The 23,215-nt window shown below is 37.9% G+C and carries 17 protein-coding genes and 3 tRNA genes; 10 read left to right on the top strand and 10 right to left on the bottom strand.

All coding sequences use genetic code 11. The annotated features are described in order from the left end of the window. The first annotated feature begins 69 nt into the window (after positions 1-69). Together uvrD and DK857_RS08750 are read left to right on the top strand one after the other, a co-directional pair. Positions 70-2,226: a DNA helicase II gene (gene uvrD, locus DK857_RS08755; protein WP_109394742.1), complete on the top strand. Its 2,157-nt coding sequence runs from the start codon at positions 70-72 to the stop codon at positions 2,224-2,226. Between the two features lie 147 nt (positions 2,227-2,373). After that, complete coding sequence (locus DK857_RS08750; RefSeq protein WP_109401992.1) at positions 2,374-2,784, top strand: hypothetical protein; 411 nt, start codon at positions 2,374-2,376, stop codon at positions 2,782-2,784. Here DK857_RS08750 and rarD read toward each other — a convergent pair. Both rarD and DK857_RS08740 read right to left on the bottom strand, forming a co-directional pair. Beyond that, positions 2,781-3,674 carry an EamA family transporter RarD gene (gene rarD / locus DK857_RS08745; RefSeq protein WP_098941385.1) on the bottom strand — a complete coding sequence of 298 codons (894 nt, stop codon included), beginning with the start codon at positions 3,672-3,674 and terminating at the stop codon, positions 2,781-2,783. The two genes, DK857_RS08750 and rarD, sit on opposite strands and share 4 nt — an antisense overlap. 145 nt (positions 3,675-3,819) lie before the next feature. Further along, positions 3,820-4,287, bottom strand: coding sequence for a thioesterase family protein (locus DK857_RS08740; RefSeq protein WP_075672777.1), 468 nt, complete (start codon positions 4,285-4,287; stop codon positions 3,820-3,822). Between the two features lie 232 nt (positions 4,288-4,519). On the opposite strand from DK857_RS08740, the gene pldA reads away from it, so the two are divergent. The 4 genes from pldA (at position 4,520) to yigL (ending at position 9,175) form a co-directional block, all read left to right on the top strand. Next, positions 4,520-5,395, top strand: a complete 876-nt coding sequence (gene pldA / locus DK857_RS08735; RefSeq protein WP_109394738.1) for a phospholipase A — start codon at positions 4,520-4,522, stop codon at positions 5,393-5,395. Between the two features lie 114 nt (positions 5,396-5,509). Then, positions 5,510-7,339, top strand: a complete 1,830-nt coding sequence (gene recQ, locus DK857_RS08730) for an ATP-dependent DNA helicase RecQ (RefSeq protein WP_109394736.1) — start codon at positions 5,510-5,512, stop codon at positions 7,337-7,339. Between the two features lie 18 nt (positions 7,340-7,357). After that, the gene (gene pldB / locus DK857_RS08725) at positions 7,358-8,362 is read left to right on the top strand and encodes a lysophospholipase L2 (RefSeq protein ID WP_109401991.1); all 1,005 of its coding nucleotides are present in this window, start codon (positions 7,358-7,360) and stop codon (positions 8,360-8,362) included. A gap of 12 nt (positions 8,363-8,374) precedes the next feature. Beyond that, the gene (gene yigL, locus DK857_RS08720) at positions 8,375-9,175 is read left to right on the top strand and encodes a sugar/pyridoxal phosphate phosphatase YigL (RefSeq protein ID WP_109401990.1); all 801 of its coding nucleotides are present in this window, start codon (positions 8,375-8,377) and stop codon (positions 9,173-9,175) included. Between the two features lie 73 nt (positions 9,176-9,248). Here the strand turns inward: yigL and DK857_RS08715 are convergent, their stop codons facing one another. From DK857_RS08715 to rsgA, 8 genes are all read right to left on the bottom strand, one after another. Continuing rightward, positions 9,249-10,271, bottom strand: a complete 1,023-nt coding sequence (locus DK857_RS08715) for a fimbrial protein (RefSeq protein WP_109401989.1) — start codon at positions 10,269-10,271, stop codon at positions 9,249-9,251. 9 nt (positions 10,272-10,280) lie between these two features. Next, the gene (locus DK857_RS08710) at positions 10,281-12,806 is read right to left on the bottom strand and encodes a fimbria/pilus outer membrane usher protein (RefSeq protein ID WP_109402009.1); all 2,526 of its coding nucleotides are present in this window, start codon (positions 12,804-12,806) and stop codon (positions 10,281-10,283) included. Between the two features lie 12 nt (positions 12,807-12,818). Continuing rightward, on the bottom strand, positions 12,819-13,403 hold the full coding sequence (locus DK857_RS08705) for a fimbrial biogenesis chaperone (RefSeq protein WP_234566496.1): 585 nt from the start codon (positions 13,401-13,403) through the stop codon (positions 12,819-12,821). A gap of 134 nt (positions 13,404-13,537) precedes the next feature. Beyond that, the gene (locus DK857_RS08700; RefSeq protein ID WP_109401987.1) at positions 13,538-14,059 is read right to left on the bottom strand and encodes a fimbrial protein; all 522 of its coding nucleotides are present in this window, start codon (positions 14,057-14,059) and stop codon (positions 13,538-13,540) included. Between the two features lie 204 nt (positions 14,060-14,263). Continuing rightward, positions 14,264-15,139 carry a LysR family transcriptional regulator gene (locus DK857_RS08695; RefSeq protein ID WP_109401986.1) on the bottom strand — a complete coding sequence of 292 codons (876 nt, stop codon included), beginning with the start codon at positions 15,137-15,139 and terminating at the stop codon, positions 14,264-14,266. 1,295 nt (positions 15,140-16,434) lie between these two features. Beyond that, complete coding sequence (gene mscM, locus DK857_RS08690) at positions 16,435-19,770, bottom strand: miniconductance mechanosensitive channel MscM (RefSeq protein WP_109401985.1); 3,336 nt, start codon at positions 19,768-19,770, stop codon at positions 16,435-16,437. Between the two features lie 21 nt (positions 19,771-19,791). After that, positions 19,792-20,688: an archaetidylserine decarboxylase gene (gene asd / locus DK857_RS08685; protein WP_109394728.1), complete on the bottom strand. Its 897-nt coding sequence runs from the start codon at positions 20,686-20,688 to the stop codon at positions 19,792-19,794. 87 nt (positions 20,689-20,775) lie between these two features. Then, positions 20,776-21,834 (bottom strand): small ribosomal subunit biogenesis GTPase RsgA, encoded by a 1,059-nt coding sequence (gene rsgA / locus DK857_RS08680; RefSeq protein ID WP_109394727.1) that lies wholly within the window; start codon positions 21,832-21,834, stop codon positions 20,776-20,778. Positions 21,835-21,949: 115 nt separating this feature from the next. Between rsgA and orn the strand changes: the two genes are divergently transcribed. The 4 genes from orn (at position 21,950) to DK857_RS08660 (ending at position 22,960) form a co-directional block, all read left to right on the top strand. Further along, positions 21,950-22,495 carry an oligoribonuclease gene (orn, locus tag DK857_RS08675; protein WP_109401984.1) on the top strand — a complete coding sequence of 182 codons (546 nt, stop codon included), beginning with the start codon at positions 21,950-21,952 and terminating at the stop codon, positions 22,493-22,495. Between the two features lie 166 nt (positions 22,496-22,661). Further along, positions 22,662-22,737 (top strand) — tRNA-Gly (locus DK857_RS08670). A gap of 36 nt (positions 22,738-22,773) precedes the next feature. Next, positions 22,774-22,849 (top strand) — tRNA-Gly (locus DK857_RS08665). A 35-nt stretch (positions 22,850-22,884) separates the two neighbouring features. Further along, a tRNA-Gly gene (locus DK857_RS08660) sits at positions 22,885-22,960 on the top strand. Positions 22,961-23,215: the final 255 nt, after the last annotated feature.

The raw sequence follows: 23,215 nt of genomic DNA, 5'->3' as shown, positions 1-23,215 counted from the left end.
TTAGTTTGTTGCTTACTCTCTATTTCTGTATATATCCACAGTATTTTCTTCACTAAATGATTGGTAATTATGGACGTCTCATATCTGCTAGAAGGCCTTAATGATAAACAGCGCGAAGCAGTAGCCGCATCTCGTATTAATATGTTGGTGTTAGCTGGTGCAGGTAGTGGTAAAACACGGGTATTGGTACATCGTATCGCTTGGTTATTATCTGTTGAACAAGCTTCTCCTTTTTCGATTATGGCTGTGACGTTTACCAATAAAGCCGCCGCAGAGATGCGCCATCGTATTGAAGACTTAATTGGTACAAGTCAAGGCGGTATGTGGATTGGCACTTTCCATAGCCTTGCTCATCGCTTATTACGCGCACACTATCTTGATGCAAATTTGCCACAAGACTTCCAAATTATTGACAGTGATGATCAATATCGCCTTATTCGCCGTATTGTTAAATCAATGAATCTTGATGATAAACAATGGCCTGCACGTCAAGGTATGTGGTATATCAACGGTAAAAAAGATGAAGGTTTGCGACCACAACATATTCAAACTTATGGTAATCCTGTTGAAACAACGTGGTTGAAAGTATATCAGGCATATCAAGAAGCTTGTGATCGCGCAGGGCTGGTGGACTTTGCTGAGCTTTTATTACGCGCTCATGAACTTTGGCTTAATAAACCTCAAATTTTAGAGCATTACCAAAATCGCTTTACCAATATCTTGGTTGATGAATTCCAAGATACTAACCGTATTCAATATGCATGGATAAGAATGCTTGCAGGTCAAACGGGTAAAGTGATGATTGTTGGCGATGACGATCAATCTATTTATGGCTGGCGTGGTGCGCAAGTTGAAAATATTCAAAACTTCTTAAATGAGTTTCCTGGCGCAGAGACTATCCGGTTAGAGCAAAATTATCGTTCTACAAGCAACATTTTAAAAGCCGCGAATGCGCTAATTGCCAATAACAGTGACAGATTAGGTAAAAACTTGTGGACTGAAGGTGCAGAAGGCGAGCCTATTTCGCTGTATTGCGCTTTTAATGATTTAGATGAAGCGCGTTATGTTGTCGGCCGAATTAAGCGCTGGCAAGAAGAAGGCGGTGCGTTAACAGACTGTGCCATTCTTTATCGTAGCAATGCTCAATCTCGTATAATGGAAGAGGCGTTATTACAAGCCGCTATGCCATATCGTATCTATGGTGGTCAGCGTTTCTTCGAGCGTCAAGAAATTAAAGATGCACTCTCTTATATGCGATTAACAGCTAATCGCCATGATGATGCTTCTTTTGAACGTGTTGTGAATACACCAACACGGGGTATTGGTGATAGAACATTAGATATTGTTCGCCAAGTTGCGAGAGATAACCAAATTACCTTATGGGAAAGCGCATTACAGGTTATCGAACATAAAATGTTGGCAGGACGTGCAACCGCTGCAATTCAACGATTCTTAGAACTGATTGAAACACTCGCCTCTGAAACAGCAGATATGCCATTACATGTGCAAACAGACCGAATTATTCGTGATTCAGGTTTAAAAGCGATGTATGAGCAAGAAAAAGGTGAAAAAGCACAAGCTCGTATTGAAAACTTAGAAGAGTTAGTCACCGCGACACGCCAATTTAGCTATCAAGATGAAGACGAAGATTTAATGCCCCTGCAAGCGTTTCTTTCGCATGCCGCATTAGAATCGGGCGAAAGCCAAGCGGATGCATATCAAGATGCCGTGCAGTTAATGACACTTCACTCTGCTAAAGGACTCGAATTTTCACAAGTCTTTATTGTGGGTGTCGAAGAAGGGATGTTCCCAAGTCAAATGTCGCTAGATGAGGGGGGGCGTTTGGAAGAAGAGCGTCGCTTGGCTTATGTCGGTGTCACGCGAGCAATGAAAAAGTTAACACTCACTTACGCTGAAAATCGCCGTCTATATGGAAAAGAAGTCAGTCATCGGCCTTCTCGTTTTATTGGTGAGTTACCTAAAGAGTGTGTCGAAGAAGTCCGTTTACGTGCGACAGTTTCACGTCCTGTTAATCATAGCCGTTTAGGCACTCCAATTATCAGCAATGACAGTGGCTATTCACTTGGACAACGTGTGAAGCACCCTAAATTTGGTGATGGCACCATTATCAATATTGAAGGTAGCGGTGAACATTGCCGATTACAAATCGCTTTTAATGGTGAAGGGATTAAATGGCTGGTGGCCGCATTTGCTCGATTGGAATAAGCTTCGATTTGAAGTGAGTTAGCATTATCCCAATATAAAAAAACACCCTTACTTATTTGGTAGATAAGTTGGGGTGTTTTTTTAAGGGAAGTTCGAGTTGGTTACTTAATAATCTCATTATCTATTCTTGCTTAATGGGATTAATTGATGAAGCTCTCTAGTGTCTTCTTTCATACCTACTCTTTTGTCGCACCTTGCTCGCGAACTTTACCTGTCTCTTTTTCTAGTAATGAATTGTTGATCGAAAATACTGAGGAAGTCCTTTGTGATACTTATCATCCCAGTAAACCCATCAATGAATTTGAAGAAGATTTGTACTGTAAGTTATTGAGACATCAGCGTGATTTTGTTCCTCGTGTCAATCTCTATTTCAGTGTCGTTATTAATCATATTCAATTGATTAATAACGTAATATCAACGTTATTTAGACGTTCATATCGCTATGTAGAGGAGATGTCAAAGAGTGCGCATTCATTACAGAAGAATAAGAAGAAAAAACTCTCTTCCGCTTTTACACAAATCAGTAATTTAGCGGAAGAGCGAGTTTTAGAAGGCTAACTACGTCTTAAATGGCGTTGTGTATAGAGTGCATCAAGTGTAAAGAGGATCAGCGCAACCCAAATAAAGCCAAAGGTGACTAATCGTTCTGCATCAATTTGTTCGCCATATACCATTGTCGCGAGAATAAACATCAAGGTTGGGCCAATGTATTGGAAAAAGCCCAAGGTTGATAAACGCAGATGGTGCGCTGCTTCTGTAAAGAGCAATAACGGTACAGTAGTAATAATACCGGCGGCAATTAACAAGGTATTTAATGACCAGCTATTTTCAAGCATATTGCTAGTCGGTGAATGTGTGAAAAATAAGATATAAACTAATGCGACAGGGAATAGCCATAATGTTTCTACCAGCATGCCTGTTTGTGCATCAACACCCAATTTTTTACGCAGTAAGCCATAAAGACCAAAAGTCACGGCGAGGCTTAATCCAATCACAGGTACTGAACCAAAGTGCCAGAGTTGAATAAATACACCAGTAAATGCTAAACCTACTGCTACCCATTGCATACGACGGAAACGCTCGCTTAAGAAAAGCATGCCAAACAGTACGTTAACCAGTGGGTTAATAAAGTAACCAAGACTGGCTTCTAGCATATAGCCGTGGTTAACCGCCCATATATAGGTAAGCCAGTTAGTTGCGATAATGACGGCAGTCAGTGCTAAAAGAAGAATCTTTTTAGGTTGGCGTATTAATTGGCGTAAATAAGGCCAATGACGGCTAATCGTCATTAAAATCAACATAAAAAAGAACGACCATAAAATACGGTGTGTTAAGATCTCTTCTGCAGGCACTTCTTGAATGCTTTTAAAATAGACAGGGGCAATACCCCAGATCAAATAGGCGCCTAAGGCACATAAAACGCCTTTCATCGTGTTTTTCTGGCTCATGCTATCTCTGGAATTGATGGAAAGGAAATGTGTGACGGGGTTATCATACCCAATGACATTATCTACTGTGTCATTAGGCATGTATTTTTACAAGTAATTAATACTAATCCAAGCATCATCGTGCGCAATGATTTTTAACAAAGGCTTAACCAACAATATAGGTTGCTGTTCCACTGGCAATATGAACTTGTTTTTCATTATGTAATTCAACACGAGCAACAGACACTTTATTGCCACTGCGTAAAATATGACTACTTGCTGTAAAACATTCTCCACGTCCTGGTCTTAAATAATCAACACGTAAGTCGATTGTGCCCATATTAGCGAGTTTTTGTTCGAGTTGCTCTTGGGATATTGGTGCCAAACGTGTTAATGCGTTACCGACACAAACTAGTCCTGCACTGACATCAAGTACAGAAGCAATGAGCCCACCATGTAAGATACGTTGAGCAATATTGCCAACAAGTTTATCTTGATACCGAAATTGAATTTCAGCGTAGTCTTGTTCAAAGCGAACTAGTTCTAAGCCGATTAATTGATTAAAGGGCATCTTATAAACAAAAACATGACCAATTAGTGTTTGAGCCTCTTCTAATGTTAACTGTTTTTCCATTTTTAGAACCCCTGATATCACGTCATTAAGTTAATGTTATGTTAATGATACATGACGAAATCGTAATTGCACATTCGTGCTATAAATATAATGGTGTAAAAATATACGAGATTTAATGGCGATTACGTGTAAAATATGGGCACTAAAGTGTAATAAAGCACATATATAAGAACTAATTCTAAAGTAAGCACTAACTTCTATATTATTCAATAATGAAACAGGATAATTAACTATGCGTTACATCCGTTCTTTACTTGCGGTGACTTTATTCTATCCAGCATGGGGATTTGCATCCGAAATACAAGCATCATCATCTCCTGCACCGCTTGTTCAGGGCAGTATCATTTCTGGTTTATTACAAGAATACGATTCACCTTTTGTTCTTTATCCTTATGAATCCAATTATATTATTTACACTGATACCTCTGATATGAATAAAGAGGCTATTCAAAGTTATGATTGGAGCAATAAGGCTAAAAAAGATGAGGTGAAATTTCAGCTTAGTTTGGCCTTCCCTTTATGGCGAGGTATTGCGGGTGAAAACTCTGTTTTAGCGGCATCTTATACTCAACGTTCTTGGTGGCAACTCAGTAATAAAAAAGAATCAGCCCCTTTTCGTGAGACAAACTATGAACCGCAACTTTTTCTAGGTTGGGCAACAGACTATAAATTTGCAGGTTGGACACTTCGTGAAATAGAAACAGGTTTTAACCACGAATCGAATGGACGTTCTGATCCTACATCTCGTAGTTGGAACCGTGCTTATGCACGTTTTATGGTACAAAAAGGTAATTTACAACTTGATCTAAAGCCTTGGTATCGCTTTAGTGAAAGTGCTCAACGTGATGATAATCCAGAGATTAATCGTTATATGGGTTATTACCGATTAAAAGCAGGCTATCGATTAGGCGAAAGTGTGATCACTGCGACTGGACGTTATAACTGGAACAGTGGTTATGGGGCGGCTGAATTGGGTTGGAGCTACCCAATTACTAAGCATGTACGCTTTTATACCCAAGTATTTAGTGGTTATGGCGAATCAATGATTGATTATAACTTTCGTCAAACACGAATCGGTGTTGGCGTGATGCTTAATGATATGCTGTAATTTTCCCCGTTCTGGGTTAGCATAGCGCTATAAATGATGATGGCACCTTCACATTGGTGCCTTTTCTTTTACTCCTCATCATAGTTTTTATCAGCAGCTTTTCAGAGGAACGGTGTGTCCACAGCAGAAGTTCTTAATTCAATGCCATCAGCACAGGCTATTTTGCGAGAAACCTTTGGTTATCAGCAATTTCGTCCTGGTCAGCAAGAAATCATCCATACCATTACAACTGGGAGAGATTGCCTAGTTGTGATGCCGACAGGGGGTGGTAAATCCCTTTGTTATCAAATTCCCGCATTATTACTCGATGGGTTGACTGTGGTTGTTTCGCCACTTATCTCACTGATGAAAGATCAGGTTGATCAACTTTGCCTTCATGGTATTGAAGCTACTTATTTAAATTCAACCCAAACGCGTGAAGAGCAGTTTGATGTTCAAATACGTTGTCAAAAGGGTGAAATAAAACTGCTGTATATTGCCCCTGAGCGTTTGATGATGGAGAGTTTTCTTCATCAATTAGTGCAATGGAAACCCGTATTACTCGCTGTTGATGAAGCACACTGTATTTCACAATGGGGACATGATTTTCGTCCTGAATATCGCGGCATAGGGTTATTAAGGCAATATCTTCCTGATGTTCCCATTATTGCGTTGACGGCAACGGCAGATAATACAACACGTTACGATATTATTAATCAGCTAGTGTTGCGTGATCCGTTAATCCATATCAGTAGTTTCGATAGGCCGAATATCCGCTACACTTTAGTAGAGAAATACAAACCACTTGATCAGCTTTGGTTATTTATTCGTGGCCAGAAAGGAAAGTCAGGCATTATTTACTGTAATAGTCGCAATAAAGTTGAAGAAACAGCAGAACGCCTGAGTAAACGAGGATTAAGCATCGCGGGTTATCATGCCGGAATGGAAATTGCACAACGTGCGAAAGTACAAGAAGCTTTTCAGCGTGATGACTTACAAATTGTGGTAGCTACTGTCGCGTTTGGTATGGGGATAAACAAGCCCAATGTCCGATTTGTAGTTCACTTTGATATTCCGCGAAATATTGAATCTTATTATCAAGAAACAGGGCGTGCAGGGCGAGATGGGTTACCTGCAGAAGCCGTATTATTTTACGATCCTGCCGATATGGTGTGGTTGCGTCGTTGTTTAGATGAAAAGCCAGAAAGTGATCAAAAAGCCATTGAAATGCATAAGCTTAATGCAATGGGAGCATTTGCTGAAGCTCAAACATGCCGACGCTTAGTGTTACTAAATTACTTCGATGAACATCGACAAAATGCTTGTGGTAACTGTGATATTTGCCTTGACCCTCCTAAGCAATATGATGGTTTAGTGGATGCGCAAAAGGCATTGTCTTGTATTTATCGTACTGGTCAGCACTTTGGTATTGGTTATATTGTTGAAATTTTAAGAGGCGCGAATAATCAGCGTATTCGAGATTCAGGACACGATACATTACCTGTTTATGGTATTGGTAAAGCGCAAAGTCATGAGCATTGGGTGAGTGTTATTCGTCAGCTTATTCACCTAGGTATGGTGACACAAAATATTGTTCATCGCTCAGCATTACAACTGACAGAGATGGCAAGGCCAATCTTACGTGGTGAAGTACCATTACAATTAGCTGTACCAAGATTATTAAGCCCAACAAAAAGCCGTAATCAACAAACAAAAAATGCCCATAGACAGTACGATAGAAAATTATTTGCGAAACTACGTAAATTACGTAAATCTATTGCTGATGAAGAAAACATTCCGCCATTTGTCGTCTTTAATGATGTCACATTGATTGAAATGGCAGAGCAGTGCCCCGTTTATCCAGATGAACTGTTATTAATAAACGGTGTTGGACAACGAAAATTAGAACGATTTGGACCCGCTTTTATGACACTCATTCGTGACCATATTGAAGGCTTTGAATAACGCCAATAAGGAGAGCCAATGACAACCACTCTGTTAAAATATTCGTGGTTATCGCGTGAAAAGCAGTTTTCTGCATTTACGAACGGCGTCTTATTGGATTTTTGGGGGCAACGCGAAGAAGGTGAATTTGTTGGTGTTGATGGTGCAAAAATTCGCTATGTTCATTGGCGCTCACCATCGCATAATAAAGCACTGGTTATTGCTTCAGGCCGTAGCGAAAGCTATGTAAAGTACCCTGAAGTTGCATTCGATTTCTTTCACTCAGGCTATGATATTTTTCTTCTTGACCATCGAGGACAAGGGCTTTCTGACAGACTATTAGAAGATACGCAAAAAGGGCATGTAGAGAAATTCAGTGATTATATCGATGATTTCTCGACATTCGTTGATACGATAGTGTTGCCTTTTCAATACCCACATTATTTTGCGTTAGCTCATTCAATGGGCGGTGCTATCTTAGCGGGATATCTTCTAAAGCAAACTCATGTTTTTAAAGCAGCAGCATTAAGTGCGCCGATGTTTGGTATTAAATTACCCATACCTCGCTGGGTAGCTAATTTTTTAGTTAACCGAGCAGAACAAAGTCAATCTGAAAGAAATAACTACGCGGTATCAACAGGTAAATGGTTTCCACTGCCATTTATCCTTAATGTATTAACACATAGCCATGAGCGATATCGTCGGTATTTACGTTATTATGCTGATTTTCCAGAACTACGATTAGGCGGGCCTACTTATCATTGGATGGGAGAAAGTCTAAAAATGGGAGATTGGTTAATTGAACATGCGGGAGAGATTAATACCCCTCTATTAGTGCTCGAAGCAGAGCTTGATAAAGTGGTAGATAATCAAGAGCTAAGGGCTTTCTGTGAACGTTATAGTCAGTCCAGAACAAGAGAAGAAAAGCAAAAACTGCCACTGGTGATTGAGGGTGCGCATCATGAAATCTTGTTCGAAATAGATAAGCTACGCTCACAAGCATTAAATGAAATCTGTGAGTTTTATGATAAGCATTTATTTTAATCAGGAATGTGTATGTATTCGATAGTCGCTTCAGATCTTGATGGCACACTGTTATCACCTAATCATGTATTAACTCCCTATACGCAAGAAACCCTGCACCTACTTATTAATAAAGGTGTGCATTTTGTATTTGCAACAGGTCGTCATCATGTTGATGTCGCACAGATCCGCGATGGATTAGGCATTAACGCTTATATGATAACCTCTAATGGTGCGCGAGTGCATAACACGCATGGTGACCTTATTTTTAGCCAAGATCTTGAACCTGAAATTGCTTATGACTTGGCTCTTATGGTTTTTGATCACCCTGAAATTGAAACTAATATTTATGCTGGTGATTATTGGTATGTTAATAAAGAGATGCCAGGGGCTTGTGAGTTTTTTCGAGAGTCAGACTTTGGCTATGAGCTATATTGCAAAACAGGATTTCCAACTACTAATGTGTGTAAGGTCTTCTTCACCTCTGATGATCATGAACTATTACTGAAGCTAGAGAATGAAATTAATCAGCGCTGGGGTGATAAGGTCAATGTAAGTTTCTCACTGCGTAATTGCTTAGAGGTGATGGCAGGGGGTGTATCTAAAGGTGAGGCCCTAGAGAAAGTGGCTGAACTGATGCAACACTCTGCAAAAGATGCTATCGCATTTGGCGATGGTATGAATGATAAAGAGATGCTACAAATGGCGGGTAAAGGTTGCATTATGGAAAATGCCCATCAAGCATTAAAAGATCTTCTCCCCAATATGGAAGTGATTGGAGCTAATGCCGATGAAGCTGTGCCCCATTATTTACGTAAATTATATCAAGTGTGATCCTATCTAAAGAAAAAAGGCGAACAAAATGTTGTTCGCCTTTTTTTATCTTTTTAAATCAGCCTAAATTTCGTTAGTGATATTGCATTGTAAATTGCAATGTACCGTTTGCTTTTCCCGCACTTGTCGTATCGGATGTTTGAATATAACCCGCTTCCAAAGGAATAGAATAACTTCCGGAACTGCTGTTTTTTTCACTTACTGTAATTAATTGTCCCAGCTTTATTGGCTGGTTTTGATACTTAATCTGTATACCATAACCTTTGGCTGTATTACTGTCTGTTGGGTTACTTAAGCCAATGGTGCCTGCGGTTTGTTGGCTATCGGCAACACCATCGAAGCGAATTTTTATCGGTGAAACAGGATCACAACTCAAATCAATATTGAAATCTTTAATACTCTCAGGACTTACAGATCCAACACCATTAAAACTGGATTTAGGGACAGCTTCAAGCGGTACATTAATATTGTTATTTATGACATCACAACCACTAGAAATAATGGTCAATGGTGAAAGATTAATTCGTGGTTCTGTTTTTCCTGTATAGTCACTGGTGATAAAACCATTGTTATAGACGATTAACATCGCAGCCCATATACCTGGAATGGTTTGTGATTTCACATTATCACGTAGCTTATACAGCTTCATTTCTAATGTAACGGAGTAATTACCACTGGTGGCGTTGGATGAACAAATAAGCCTGTTGCTATAGTTACCATCAATATTTTGCTGACCATCGACATAAGCAGACCCACTACAACTTCCGCTAATCGTGCCATGTAACGTATAGCCAATACCACTGTTGTTAAGTTCTTTGACATAAGCCCCATTCACTCTAGGACTGGAAGCATTAAACGAACCAGGTAAATAAATCCCTGGTCTAACTTCGCCTCCAGAAAGGTTCCACCATGTCCATGCATTCATTGTTCCTAACGGGATTGTGGCGACTTCTGTTAAAATTGGTGCTGAACGCGATACGTAAATAGGTGCTGAATAAGTTACTGTCTTAGTAGTGAGCTCTGCCCTAAATTCAGCCATAGTGGTTGATGTATACAAAAAAGCAGACAGACAACCTAGTGTTATATATTTATTCATTGTTATCACCTATCTGCAATCAAGTTGTAAAAACTGGATCTTTTCTAACGAGAGATCCGCATTTAAAAATGTTTTGCATTGTTCAACGGCGCTGTTACCCCATTTAGCACGTAACTGGCTCTGCTCAGGTACACCATTTAAGAAAACTTCACCATCATTGGCAACAATCCCACTTGAAAGCACTTGTCCATGTTGATAAATCTCAACTTGAGTACCAAATGGCAATGGTGTTCCATTGTAGTGTAAGTTTGCAAGCACACGAGCCCCTTTTCTTGCTTTGAAATCAGCTAAAACAATTGCTCCTTTGGTCGGTATAACCGTCGTTGATGTTAATTCAACATCGTTATTACCCGTTAAAGAGGCAGGATCGACGGTGACTTTATTGCGTTCATAACGTGAAACATTAGGAATAACTGCATAGCCTTGGTTATTGGTATAAAGGCTCTGCGCACTACTGACTTTTAAGTTACCAACATCTTCCGCTTTAATTAAAATTGCAGAATCATAGATTGTACGAGATGGTGTTATACCACCTTGATGAATTAAGAGCGCACCATTTACTCCCCAATTCATTGATTGATAACGTTTATCATAACTGTAACCTGCATTTACTTCGCCACCGGATGCACTGTAATTACCATTGACTGACCCACTATATTCTTGGCGAGTATGATTATAATTTTGTGATACATCATATTGCAGATTGTTGTCTTCTAGCTGTGTTCCACTGACACTCACTGAGCTAATCGAATCACCTTGTCGGCTGGTGTTGTAGCGATAACTTAACCAATTATTATTTTGAGTAAAATTAAACGGTAGACTTAAATTAATGGATAAAATCTGATCGGTTAGCCCACTTTCCTGGCGCTTGTTATACGCATAAGAGACGCTATAACTTAAAGCACGGTAGTTAGAGTTAAAACTGAGATTGACATTACGATCGACTCTGTCTTGATACCAATAATATTGTTGATAACCATTTAATGAGAGATAACCCATATCACCTAAAGATTGTGATACAGATAACTGAAACTGTTTTTTCTTACGGTAAAGATGAGAAAAACGCTCATTAGCAGCCGAGAAATCATAATAATTTTTTGTTGAATAGCGATAAGACGCCAGTGAAAAACCTGTTTGGGTGTCAGGTAAATATTTAGAATATTGAATACGATAAGATTGTCCTTGAGCTTCATCATCATTTATTAAGGTTGTTTTCGCGTGAGTAATATCGGCAGAAACGGCACCTAAATAGCCAAGATTAACCCCAGTACCTAATGCATAAGCTTGGTAATCTGCAGAGATTAATGTGCCACCATAAATGGATAAATTATAAGGGAGCCCATAAATAGCAGAGGTTTGAAAAAAATTAGGCTTTCTCGCAGCTGTATCAGCATGATACTTACCGATATCTACACTGTATTTTAAGCTACCTGCACGTTGCATCATGGGAACAGCTGAAAAGGGTTGTGAAAAAGTACGAGTTGTTCCATCCGCTTCTTCAATCGTGACTTGTAAATCACCACTGTAAGAGGTGGGATATAAATCTGAAATAGCAAATTCACCCGGTGGAACGGATGTTTGGTAAATCACACTGTTATTTTGACGAACAGTAACCACGGCATTGCTTTGAGCAATTCCTCTCACAACGGGGGCAAATCCTCGTTGGCTTTGTGGCAACATACTTTCATCAGAAGCAAGTTTAATACCACGATATGGAATACTCTCTAATACATCATTATCAGAGGCAGTTTCGCCGAGGGTTAAACGGCTTTTTAAACTACGAATATCTCTCTCAATATAAGTTTGCAAACTCTTCCACTGCGAAGAGTTATCACTGTTTTTATTATAGTTACTGTGATTACGCAAACGCCAAGCACCGACATTAACACCACTGCGTAACCCTAAAAAAAGAGAGTCGCTATTATGTTGATCATGATACCAATACTTATTTTGTCGATAGGTGTAATTCACAAAAGCCGCATTAATGCCATCATTCCATTGTGTGGGGGGGATATAGCCTTGCCCATAATTATATAAAGCAATTTGTGGTATAGAAAATGACAGGCGTGCTCGTGAAAAATCATACTGATATGTTGCATTTGGAATAACTCGAGCAATATCAGTGATCGTTTCATTTTTAATTTGTTGATTAGATGGTGGTATTACAGACTCTTTGACGCCCCAATTTAATAAGTCTTGTTTAGTTATCTCTGGTGTAAGTGTCTTTTTTTCTTCGTTAAAAATAAAACGTACTTGGCGGTTATCAATTAATTTATTATTGAGATAAATATCAACAGAATAGACGCCAGGAAGTTGACCTCCGGCATAAGAAAAATAATCAAGGCTATTAATATCCGCAACTTGATTTTCTATTCCTAAATTGAGTGCATCAGGGTTAAATTGCTCTTCAGCCGTTACCTGATAAGGATATAAAATAGTGGCGATCGCCATGGTCAGCAAACCGTGGCGATTGAGATTATTGGTAGAAAATACGAATAATCGTTTTGTTGATAACGCTATTATGGATAAAGTCATCGCCATACGCTCTTAGTTTAATACTTTATCTACAGTTGCACCGTAGTCATTAATAAACTGCACTGTAACTTTCTGAGAAGTAGTTGTTTCTTTTAGTAATACAACTTCTTGATGTGGCTGAATTAAAGGATCGTAAGGGTGGCGTTTATCATCAATAAAAATATGTTTAATGGTTAAGTGATAAGGTGTGTTGTTCTTAAGCACTAAGCCTTGATTTTGTTTTGATAGTTCGACGTTATTAAAATTAAGTGGCTCGATATCATGAGCACGTAAAAAGAGCTTAAATTGAGAATTAATCACCAACTGAAGTTGATTTTCAGGACTTTTTTCAACGGGAGGAATAGATTTTATATTAAGCCAATAGACAACTTCGGTATTTGAGTTTAAGGGTGCTCCTGTATAAGAAATACGTGCCGTACCAGTGCTATCTGGCTCAATACGAAAAAGAGGGGGAGTTGCAATAAAAGGTGTTTTGTCATTACCTTGAAAAGCTGAAACCCAACTTTGGATCAAATAAGGTTTTTCTTTATCGGTATTTAGAACTGGGATGCTGATTTCACGAGCATTATCGTTATAAACAAACCGTGTTCCACCCACACTTATCCCTGCTGCATGGCATACCGTTATGAGAGAAAAGTAAAAAAATAATGTGAGAAAAATATTCTTTTTCATATTGGTGCTATAAAGTTAAGAAGAAATAAGAGGGTAATAAGTATTACCCTCATTTTTTATTATTTGTATTGGATGCTATAGACGGCTGAGCCGTTAGCTGGGCCTGGTGTTGCTTGTGCTGTTGCTTTATAACGAGCAACATAATCTAAGTTAATTTCAGTACCATTAATTTCGATCTCTTTAGAGTCGTCATAGAGATTAATTTGAGATACGGCATCTTTCTCAAATAATGCAATACCGACATTTGTTGCACCACCAGAAACCTGGTCAATAGCTAGAATATCGCTATCAATTGCATCACGAGTACCGCCAAAGCGTACGGCAACAGTGGTATCAATAGGGCAATCAATTAGTTTAATTGTGAAATCTTTAAGGCCCGCGATTTCACCTTTAGTGGTTAAGCTTTTTGAAGATACTTTTCCTAAATCTACAGTCAGATTTTTAGAAGAGCTATCTACGGTGCAAGCTTGGTCTGTTATTTCTCCAGTAAAATTAATCGTGCCCGATGCAAAAGCTGCAGGTGCAGAAAGTAGAGAGAAACTCATCCCTAATAAATAGAGTGATTTATTTAATTTGCTCATGATCAGTCCTGTATAAAAAGTAATTAATTTTACTTTTTAATTTATTTATAAGTATAGATTTAAGTATAGATTTATTCGCATAGGAGATATGCCAATAAAATATAGCATTACAAAAAATTTAAGTTAATGAAGATTTACATGAGTTTTTTTGTCTTAATATCAAAATGTTTAATGTTTGTTTTTTTAATTAAGAATAATGTTTAATTAGTCATTAATTAAATCACGAGGTGAACTGTTTATTGCTAATAATAGTTTCTCTATATCCTCTATAGGGAATGAATTTTTATTCAAATAAAGATAAAAATTATATTCTTTATCATTGTTGTGCGTATTTAATTGTTTAATCGAATTTTTATTCAATTCTTCCTGAATGACAGCTAAGGGGAGTCGAGAATAGCCAAGACCATGTTTAACAAGGCTTATTGCGGTTTCCACTGAGCCAACATGAATTACTTGGTTATTATGATCGATGTCAGTATTATTGCGAAATAATGAAATATATGTATGTTTTTGTAACTCCTTACATAAATCACTATTTGGGAGCTGTTGTAATGCACTTTCAGGGTGTGTCACTAACACCGTTTTAATACTTTCTAAATCAATAGGTTGTAATGATTTTATATTGTGGTGTGTTATTACTAAATCCTGATTTTTTTGAGATAATACGTCCGACTGGCTGAGTGAAATTTTATGAATATTAATATCATAATGTTTATTCTCTTTAATAAATTGCGAGACTTTATCTAAAAACAAGTCTGAAATATATAAAGGATCAATAATTATATTTATTTTTAACTTATTGTTAAGTATTAATTTTTTTGCTTCTTTCTCCAGTGAAATGGCTTTTTCAGTTAATTCTCTCGATAAATCGAGTAAGAGCTTACCTTCATGCGTAAGTACTGCTCGTCTTTTCTCTAAAGAGAGAATTTCAATGCCCAATGTTTGTTCTAATTTATTAATTGTATAGCTAATTGATGATTGTGTTCTATGTAAGGCATCTGCTGCCTGAGCAAAACCACCATAATCAACGACGGCTTGTAAGGTAATCCACTGATCGAGAGTCGTTCGGGATTTTTCCATAATGGAACCTTCTTATTATTGTTTATTTAATACTCATTCAAAATGAAGCTAGCAATATATCTTAGCATTGTTAATAGGTAGTAATACTCATTTTTTAAGCAAGTTTAAAAAATATTAACATTATAATCTGTAATGCTATTAATTAATAAGTAGTTCAGTCATTAGGGAAAATATTTATTAATTCTTATTTTTGTTATTCTCTGGATTTTATTTTATACGATTGTGATAAATCTTTTTTACTCTTTCTTATTGATTTAATTTATATAACATAAAAAATGTTGGTTATTATAATAAGTGAGAATTTTATATTTTTATTTTTTTTATTTCTTTTTTTGTTTTTATTGAATTATAAGATTTAAGTGATATTTTTCTAAAGTTAATATTTTTATAATTATCTTGTTTTTATCTTTATCATTTTTTTTCTATTTATCTTTAATTTATTCTTATTCTTTTTTTAGTATAAAGTTAAAAAAATAAAATATTCCGTATTTAGCTTAGATAATTATACTAAAATAAAGAAAATAGTTTTTGATGGTAAATACTACCTAGTAATCTAAATTAGACTGTGTGTAGTGTTAAATTTTGAGATGAGATTGAATCCTGCTATGTAAAACTATTGATGTTTAAAATTAGAATATTAAGTCCAGTGCTCTATAAATGACTTAGCATATTTTAATTTAAGGAAGAAGTAAGTGCTATTATAGACATCAAATTAAAATTTAAACACCAATAGAACAGTCATCATCACTCATATAGAGAGTGAAGTTAAGTATAAAAACGTAAAAATATGATCTAATTAAATAATTGTAGGTCGATTTTGGTTAAGCATCCGCTACTCGTAATAGTGAAGCAAAGTAATAAAGGTAAGACAAAATAGATTGTATCTTAAGGTGAATGAAACGCTTTATCCAAAATGGTATTTTTTTCTTTTGTTAAATAGGCGTTTTGTTAGAAAAATATACTGCTTTAAAATTATTTATCCGAAAAATGGCAATCTTTTTATGATGCTCATTTTATTATCTTTATATTGTTGTCGAGTGATAGATAGTTTCTATGTGTTATTATTTATCAGTTTTATTAATCAAAAAATCAAAAAATCAAAAAATAATCTTCCTTTTTTCTAGAAATAAAAAATTAGGACGAAAATATGGATATATTTTATACAATCAACAAGCTATAAGAGAAAGAGATACATAGTGTAGGGAGGGGTAAAAATGTGAAAAAAGAATCAAGCCATTATCTTTCATTTTTTTCGAAAAAATAATGACTTTTCATCAAATTAATTGAAATGGTATTTATAATCCGCCCACTTCTCTTGGTGTTGCTCGCATTGAACTACGAATTGTATTACCCATCATATCTACTCTTGCTTGGAATGGTGGGAACGGTAATGGGATTCCGTGCTCTGCAAAGGCTAAGAGAATATTTTGGTGGATCTCGTGTCTTGCTGGCATTCTATGTCCCATCTCTGCGGCATAAACACGTAATTCGAAAATCTGAATACCTTGCTGTAAATCGACCAGATAAACTTCAGGTGCTGGGTTTTCTAAAATCATCGTAGAGCGTTTTGAGGCTTCTAATAACACATTTGTCACTTGCTCGCTGTTGCAGTCTGCTGGTGCAGGGATTGTCATTACGATACGGGTGACGGAATCTGATAGTGACCAGTTAATAAATTGCTCTGTAATAAAGGCTTTATTCGGTACGATAATTTCTTTTCTATCCCAGTCAGTCAACGTAGTTGCCCGTGTGTTGATCTTAGAAATATTTCCGGTCAAATTACGAATGGTAACGGTATCGCCAATACGGATTGGTTTTTCAAATAAGATCATTAAACCAGAAATGATGTTGGCAAAAATTTCTTGTAAACCAAAACCTAACCCAACCCCCATAGCTGCTACTAGCCATTGTAATTTTGACCATTCAATCCCTAATAAAGAGAAGCCCACAATACTACCAATTAAAGTTATGGTGTATTTGGTCATGGTAGTAATGGCGTAACCTGTACCCGGTGTTAAATCAAGATGCTGTAAAATAGCTAACTCAAGTAAAGCAGGAAGGTTTCGAACTAATTGGGTTGTGATGATAATGACGAGGATCGCCACTAAAATAGAGCCCATCGTGATAGGTTGTACCGTGTTAACGCCGTTCACCGAAGAGGTAACATCCCAAAGGCGAATATTATCGACGAAAGAGAACGCCGTGTTTAACTCAGACCACAATAAGATCATCGAAACTAATGCAATCATCGTTAGAATAGAGCGAACTAAACCAATAGATTGCGCACTGATAGCATCAAGGTCTATTTCTTGTGCTTCAATTTCAAGTCCTACAGTACTTTCACCACTGCTCCCAACAATCGTATTTTCATCTTCACCTTTTGCACGCTGAGCGAGAATTTCTGCACGTTTTTGTTTAGCACGTTCAAAGGCTAATTTCCGGCGCTGAATAAGCATCCATCGCTGAATAATGTGATAAATAATCAGTAGGGCAAACCAAATGGCGACAGACATTTCTAAACGACCAAGTAAGACAATCGAGGTCGAAAGGTAACCTAATACTGCGGCTAAACCTGCAACAACCGGAGCAATCAGCAAGAACCACCATAAAATGGTGTTGATCAGGTTATCGCCAGATCCATGTTTATCAAGATAAAGCGGAACGTGGGCTTTTTTAAGGCTAGACGTAATAAAGCTTAGGGCGATACAGAGCAATAAGAAGCAGAAGCGACCAACTGTCGGTGCAAATTCTCTATCGCTATAATATTCGAAAGTGACTAATGACATCATTAGTGGAACGATGACAAAGATAGAAAGCTGGTAAAAGCGCATCGCTTTTTTAACACGGCTTTCTTTCCATTTAAATTGAGCAATAAATAGACCGTTATGACGTGCAAAGGTTGCACTGATCATAAATAACCACAGCACTGGAGCCGCAGCTGTTACCCCATATCCAATCGCTCCTGCCATTGGATAACGCCATTCAACACTTTGTAAGCCATAACCTACAGCAGACCATAACAGAGGTAATGGTAACGCAATTAAAATAGACCAAAAGACAGTGCGTATCGTCAGTGAAAAGTGATCTTGTGTGACTTTACCAATACGGTTACTGACTCTTTCAAGAAATGCGTTGTAATGTTTTCGAGTACGCAGACTAAAGCCCACAATCGATAAAGTGACAAATAAGAATAGGAACGTATCCTGATTTTTAAGCATGCTGACTGCTGCATGACCTAATTGTGAAAAGGTATCTAGCGAAAGCAGTCGAGTGATATCTTTGACTAATAAAACTGGATAATTAAATTTGATAGGGCTGATATCAGCAACCCAGAACATATAACGGTTTGTTGCATCTTTTGTTTCTTTTAAAGCATCCGCTAATTGTGTTGTTGCAACTTTTAGTTTTGTTAATTCAAGAATTTGAGAATCATAACCGGATAGCAACGAATTCAATAATTCATGGCGTGCTTGGATAAGAGAATCAAAAATATATTGCTGAGCTTCAGGCAATTTAGAGCCATCGGCAGTTTCTGGTGGCTGGATCTTACTTAGGTTTTCCAGCATATCCTCATAACCTAAACGCTCAACACGTAACTGAATGATATCTCTATCAAGCTCTTGTGAACGAGGCATTTCCGGTAAGCGAGAAAGCTGTGTTCTTAATGCTTCACCTAATGCAGTAGAACCACTTAGCCACTGTGCTTGTTCTCGTATAGTGGTGAGGGTTTGACGAACTTGTTGTGTCTGTTGTGTAGTAATGCGCTGTTTTTCTGATAGCTCGCTCATTTCTTGAGTTTGTTTATTCAGGATCTGAGAGAGTTCGCGGTTAGTTTGGATCTGTTTTGTCAGAAACTCGGGTAATTCGCCACCTTGTTCGGCCAACATTTCTGTTTTTTCTAACGCAAGATCAGCGACTTCTTGGCGCTTTATGTTTAATAAGCTACGTAATTGTTGTAGTTGTACATCAAGACGCTGATAGCGTTTTTTAAACAATTCTAAGCGAAGGCGAGCGATTTCTTGGCGGTTATTAGCGGAAAGCTGTGCCATTTCAAGCTCATTAACCATCGCTTTACGTGCGGTGACTTCTGCTTGTGTGAGCTTATTTTGTGCTTCTGTTAACGGTGTTGTTGATGCACTGATAGAGGCAAGTCTTGCTGTTGCATCACTGAGTAAACGGCGTGCTTCAGAAAGCTGTTGGGGTAATAAATTTAAAGACTCGCTAATTTCACGGCTTTTATCTTGCTCTTGTTGTTGAAGCCTTGCTTGTTCCATTAATTGGCTGCTGATTTGAATAATTTTCTGTTCTAAATCAGGGATGCTAATTTTTTCAGGAATAGTAGGAACAGCGTGGCTTTCTTCAAGAAGCTTGGTTCTTAACTCTTGCGTAATTTGAGGGTAATCATCAATGGTTTTTTGATAGTTATCTGCGTTTATTTGCGCTTTTTCACCATCATTAATCCAGTTGATAGTACCTTGTAGCGCCTGAACTGCCTCAATATCTTGAGGATTGGTGCTTCCTTCAAGTTGTTTAATGTCTTGACGTAATTTCTCCACATCCGCTGATATTGCGGATGTGTTTAACGAAAGCATCAAAAAGAGCGAGAAGAAAAGGCTAATTATCAGGCGCACAAAGTTACTCCGAATTACGTGTTATTCACTGATGGCATTATTGTCATTACCAGCGACATTGATGATGGAACCCAGTTGTTCCCCCATTAATGTAACGGAGCCATTCATAAGATCTTTATTCAATTGAACAGCATTTTCTGGGAAAAGGTTGATGACTGTTGAGCCTAACTTAAATCGGCCCATTTCTTCACCTTTTTTCAAGAATATTGCTCCTGCTTTATCCGCTTGAGGATATGTCCAACGTTTGATAATACCTTCACGAGGTGGTGTTACCATGCCACACCAAACCGTTTCAATACTACCGACAATTGTTGCACCAACCAGAATTTGTATCATTGGGCCAAATTGAGTTTCAAAGAGGCAGATAATACGTTCATTACGTGCAAATAGATTAGGAACATTGGCCGCCGTTAATGGATTAACAGAGAAGAGATCGCCCGGAACATAAATCATCTCTTTTAATAAACCATCGCAAGGCATATGAACACGGTGGTAATCACGAGGAGAAAGATATGTCGTAATAAACTGACCATTACGGAACTGATCTGCCAACATAAAATTACCAGCAAGTAATGCTTCAAGGGTGTAGTGATGCCCTTTGGCTTGCAAGATTTGATCATCTTGAATTAGACCAAGTTGGCTTACTGCACCATCAGCTGGTAATGCTAGTTTGTCATCACCTTCAACGATAGGGCGAACACCGTCTTTTAAAGCACGAATAAAAAAGTCATTGAATGTAGAATAAGCTTGGAACTGGCTATCTTTTGCTTCATTCATATCAACTTTATACGCTTTCGCAAAAGCCTTGATAACAAACTGGGTGATGGCACCTGCTTTTTTATTTGCGAACCAACCTGCTAACTGTGTTAGCCATAATTTAGGCAATAAATACTGTAGTTTAATTTTTAGCTTGTCCAAAATGGCAACCTCTGGGATTAAACGATAAAAATAGACAAAAGGGGTCTATTGTACCCACCCTTAATAGGGTTGTCAGTGAATCAATTATTAAGAGTCTAAATTAATGTTCTTACGAACTTTCACCTGACTCATACTTTCTAAAATTCGATGGTAGTTTTCAAATCGCGTTTCTGCGATTTCGTTGTTTCTTACCGCTTCACTAATTAAGCAACCCGGATCATCTAAGTGCTTACAATCACGGAATTTACAACCACCAAGGTATGGTCTGAATTCAACAAAACCTTTTGTTACTTGCTCTGGCGTTAAGTGCCATAAACCAAATTCACGTACCCCTGGAGAGTCAATCACATCTCCGCCTTGTGGGAAATGGTAAAGCCGTGATGCGGTTGTGGTATGTTGGCCTAAACCTGAATTGTCAGAGACTTGATTAACAACAATGCTTTCTTCCATTGGGGGTAACAGCGTGTTAAGTAAGCTTGATTTACCGACACCGGATTGACCTGCAAAAATAGAGATACGACCGATTAGCTCTTGAGTTAGTGCTTCTAACCCTTCTTTGGTATAGCTAGAGACTTCAAGGACACGATAACCAATATCTTTATAAGTCTGCATCCACTCACTAACTGTCTTACGGCTTTCTCCATCTAACATATCGATTTTATTGAGCACAATTAGAGGCTCAACATTTAAGGTTTCACATGCTACAAGGTAACGATCGATAATATTTAAAGAAAGTTCAGGCAAAATGGCCGAAACGATAATAATTTGATCAATATTAGCGGCAATAGGCTTAATACCATCATAATAGTCAGGACGAGTAAGCACGGAAGTTCGTTCGTGCACAGCTTCTACAATACCATTTACGCGGACATTTTCCTGTGTTTGTAGCGCAGGACGCCAAACAACTTTATCACCTGTGACCAGTGATGAAATTGTGCGTCGAATATTGCATCGTGTAATTGTGCCGTCAGCAGCTTCAATATCTGCATGTTGACCAAAACGGCTGATCACTAAACCTTCGGTCGCTTCGCCTAATTGCGTATCGTCTAATTCAACGTGGTTTTTTTTCTCTTTGCTCTGCAAACGCTTTTTATGATTTTCTTGTACTCGGCGTTGCTGGCCTTTAGATAATTTACGTTTTGTCACCGATCCTCACTTGTATTATTCGGTTAGATGTTCTTCTGTCGTGCTTATTGAGTAAACGCGCTATGATAAACGCTAAAATATCATGTCTCACACTTAGAAACAGCTAGGATATATTATGTCAAAAAGCGAGAATAATCTGATCTGGATAGATCTGGAAATGACCGGTCTTGATCCTGAATGTGACCGTATCATCGAAATTGCCACTATCGTGACAGATCCTCAACTTAATATTTTAGCCGAAGGCCCTGTAATTGCAGTACATCAATCAGATGAACAATTAAGTTTAATGGATGAATGGAACACACGCACCCACACAGGTAGCGGCTTAGTTGAGCGCGTAAAAGCCAGTTCATATGATGATAATTCAGCACAAAAAGAGACAATTGAATTCCTAGAAAAATGGGTACCAAAAGGAGTATCACCTATTTGTGGTAATAGTGTGGGGCAAGATAGACGTTTTCTATACCGTTATATGCCAGAGCTAGAGCAATATTTTCACTACCGCTATCTCGATGTGAGCACATTAAAAGAATTAGCTCGCCGTTGGAAACCTGAAATTTTAGAAGGTTTTGAGAAAAAAAATACGCATCAGGCATTGGATGATATTCGTGAATCTATTGCAGAGCTTGCTTATTATCGTAAAACCTTTATTAAAGAGTAAAAAGCGTGCATTAATGATTGATATTGCATCATTATGATGATTTTATCGACATGTAATCAAAAAAACGTATTTTTTTGTTGATAAGGGCTTGCGGTTAAGCATTTTTCTCGTATAATGCGCTTCCCGTACCGATGAAGAATTTTGTTTGTACGGGTGTAAGAAAGACGCGGGAATAGCTCAGTTGGTAGAGCACAACCTTGCCAAGGTTGGGGTCGCGAGTTCGAGTCTCGTTTCCCGCTCCAATCTTTCTTAGACAATTATTAGTAGTATTATACGACGCGGGAATAGCTCAGTTGGTAGAGCACAACCTTGCCAAGGTTGGGGTCGCGAGTTCGAGTCTCGTTTCCCGCTCCAAATCTTTCACTTATAATTGTCAAAACTTACCAAATGCGGGAATAGCTCAGTTGGTAGAGCACAACCTTGCCAAGGTTGGGGTCGCGAGTTCGAGTCTCGTTTCCCGCTCCAAGTTTTTTCTCTTCTATTTCATCAAATCTCATTTTTTAATCCCCATAAAGAAAATTTTAAGTTTTTTCTCTCGCTTTTTTAAATATCGACTACACTGTTTTAGGGTGCAGGTTAAGGAATTTTACTTAATACGCGCAAAGAGAGTGTGTAGGATTTCTGATCAAAAAAGAAAATGTCATTACTGCATGTAAGATCAAGCTATTTTTTTGTGATCTATCTTTGATCTTTGCTTGCATTTCTATTTTGACAGCACTA

Origin of the sequence: Proteus terrae, from assembly GCF_003144325.1 — a bacterium.
GTDB lineage: Bacteria > Pseudomonadota > Gammaproteobacteria > Enterobacterales > Enterobacteriaceae > Proteus > Proteus terrae.
The sequence above is the reverse complement of the archived record's forward strand: the minus strand, read 5'-3'. Positions and strand labels throughout refer to the sequence as shown.

Coding starts and splice junctions, on each gene's coding strand:
- uvrD (WP_109394742.1), top strand. CDS start 70: ATGGACGTCTCATATCTGCTAGAAGGCCTTAATGATAAACAGCGCGAA.
- DK857_RS08750 (WP_109401992.1), top strand. CDS start 2,374: ATGAAGCTCTCTAGTGTCTTCTTTCATACCTACTCTTTTGTCGCACCT.
- rarD (WP_098941385.1), bottom strand. CDS start 3,674: ATGAGCCAGAAAAACACGATGAAAGGCGTTTTATGTGCCTTAGGCGCC.
- DK857_RS08740 (WP_075672777.1), bottom strand. CDS start 4,287: ATGGAAAAACAGTTAACATTAGAAGAGGCTCAAACACTAATTGGTCAT.
- pldA (WP_109394738.1), top strand. CDS start 4,520: ATGCGTTACATCCGTTCTTTACTTGCGGTGACTTTATTCTATCCAGCA.
- pldB (WP_109401991.1), top strand. CDS start 7,358: ATGACAACCACTCTGTTAAAATATTCGTGGTTATCGCGTGAAAAGCAG.
- yigL (WP_109401990.1), top strand. CDS start 8,375: ATGTATTCGATAGTCGCTTCAGATCTTGATGGCACACTGTTATCACCT.
- DK857_RS08715 (WP_109401989.1), bottom strand. CDS start 10,271: ATGAATAAATATATAACACTAGGTTGTCTGTCTGCTTTTTTGTATACA.
- DK857_RS08710 (WP_109402009.1), bottom strand. CDS start 12,806: ATGACTTTATCCATAATAGCGTTATCAACAAAACGATTATTCGTATTT.
- DK857_RS08700 (WP_109401987.1), bottom strand. CDS start 14,059: ATGAGCAAATTAAATAAATCACTCTATTTATTAGGGATGAGTTTCTCT.
- DK857_RS08695 (WP_109401986.1), bottom strand. CDS start 15,139: ATGGAAAAATCCCGAACGACTCTCGATCAGTGGATTACCTTACAAGCC.
- orn (WP_109401984.1), top strand. CDS start 21,950: ATGTCAAAAAGCGAGAATAATCTGATCTGGATAGATCTGGAAATGACC.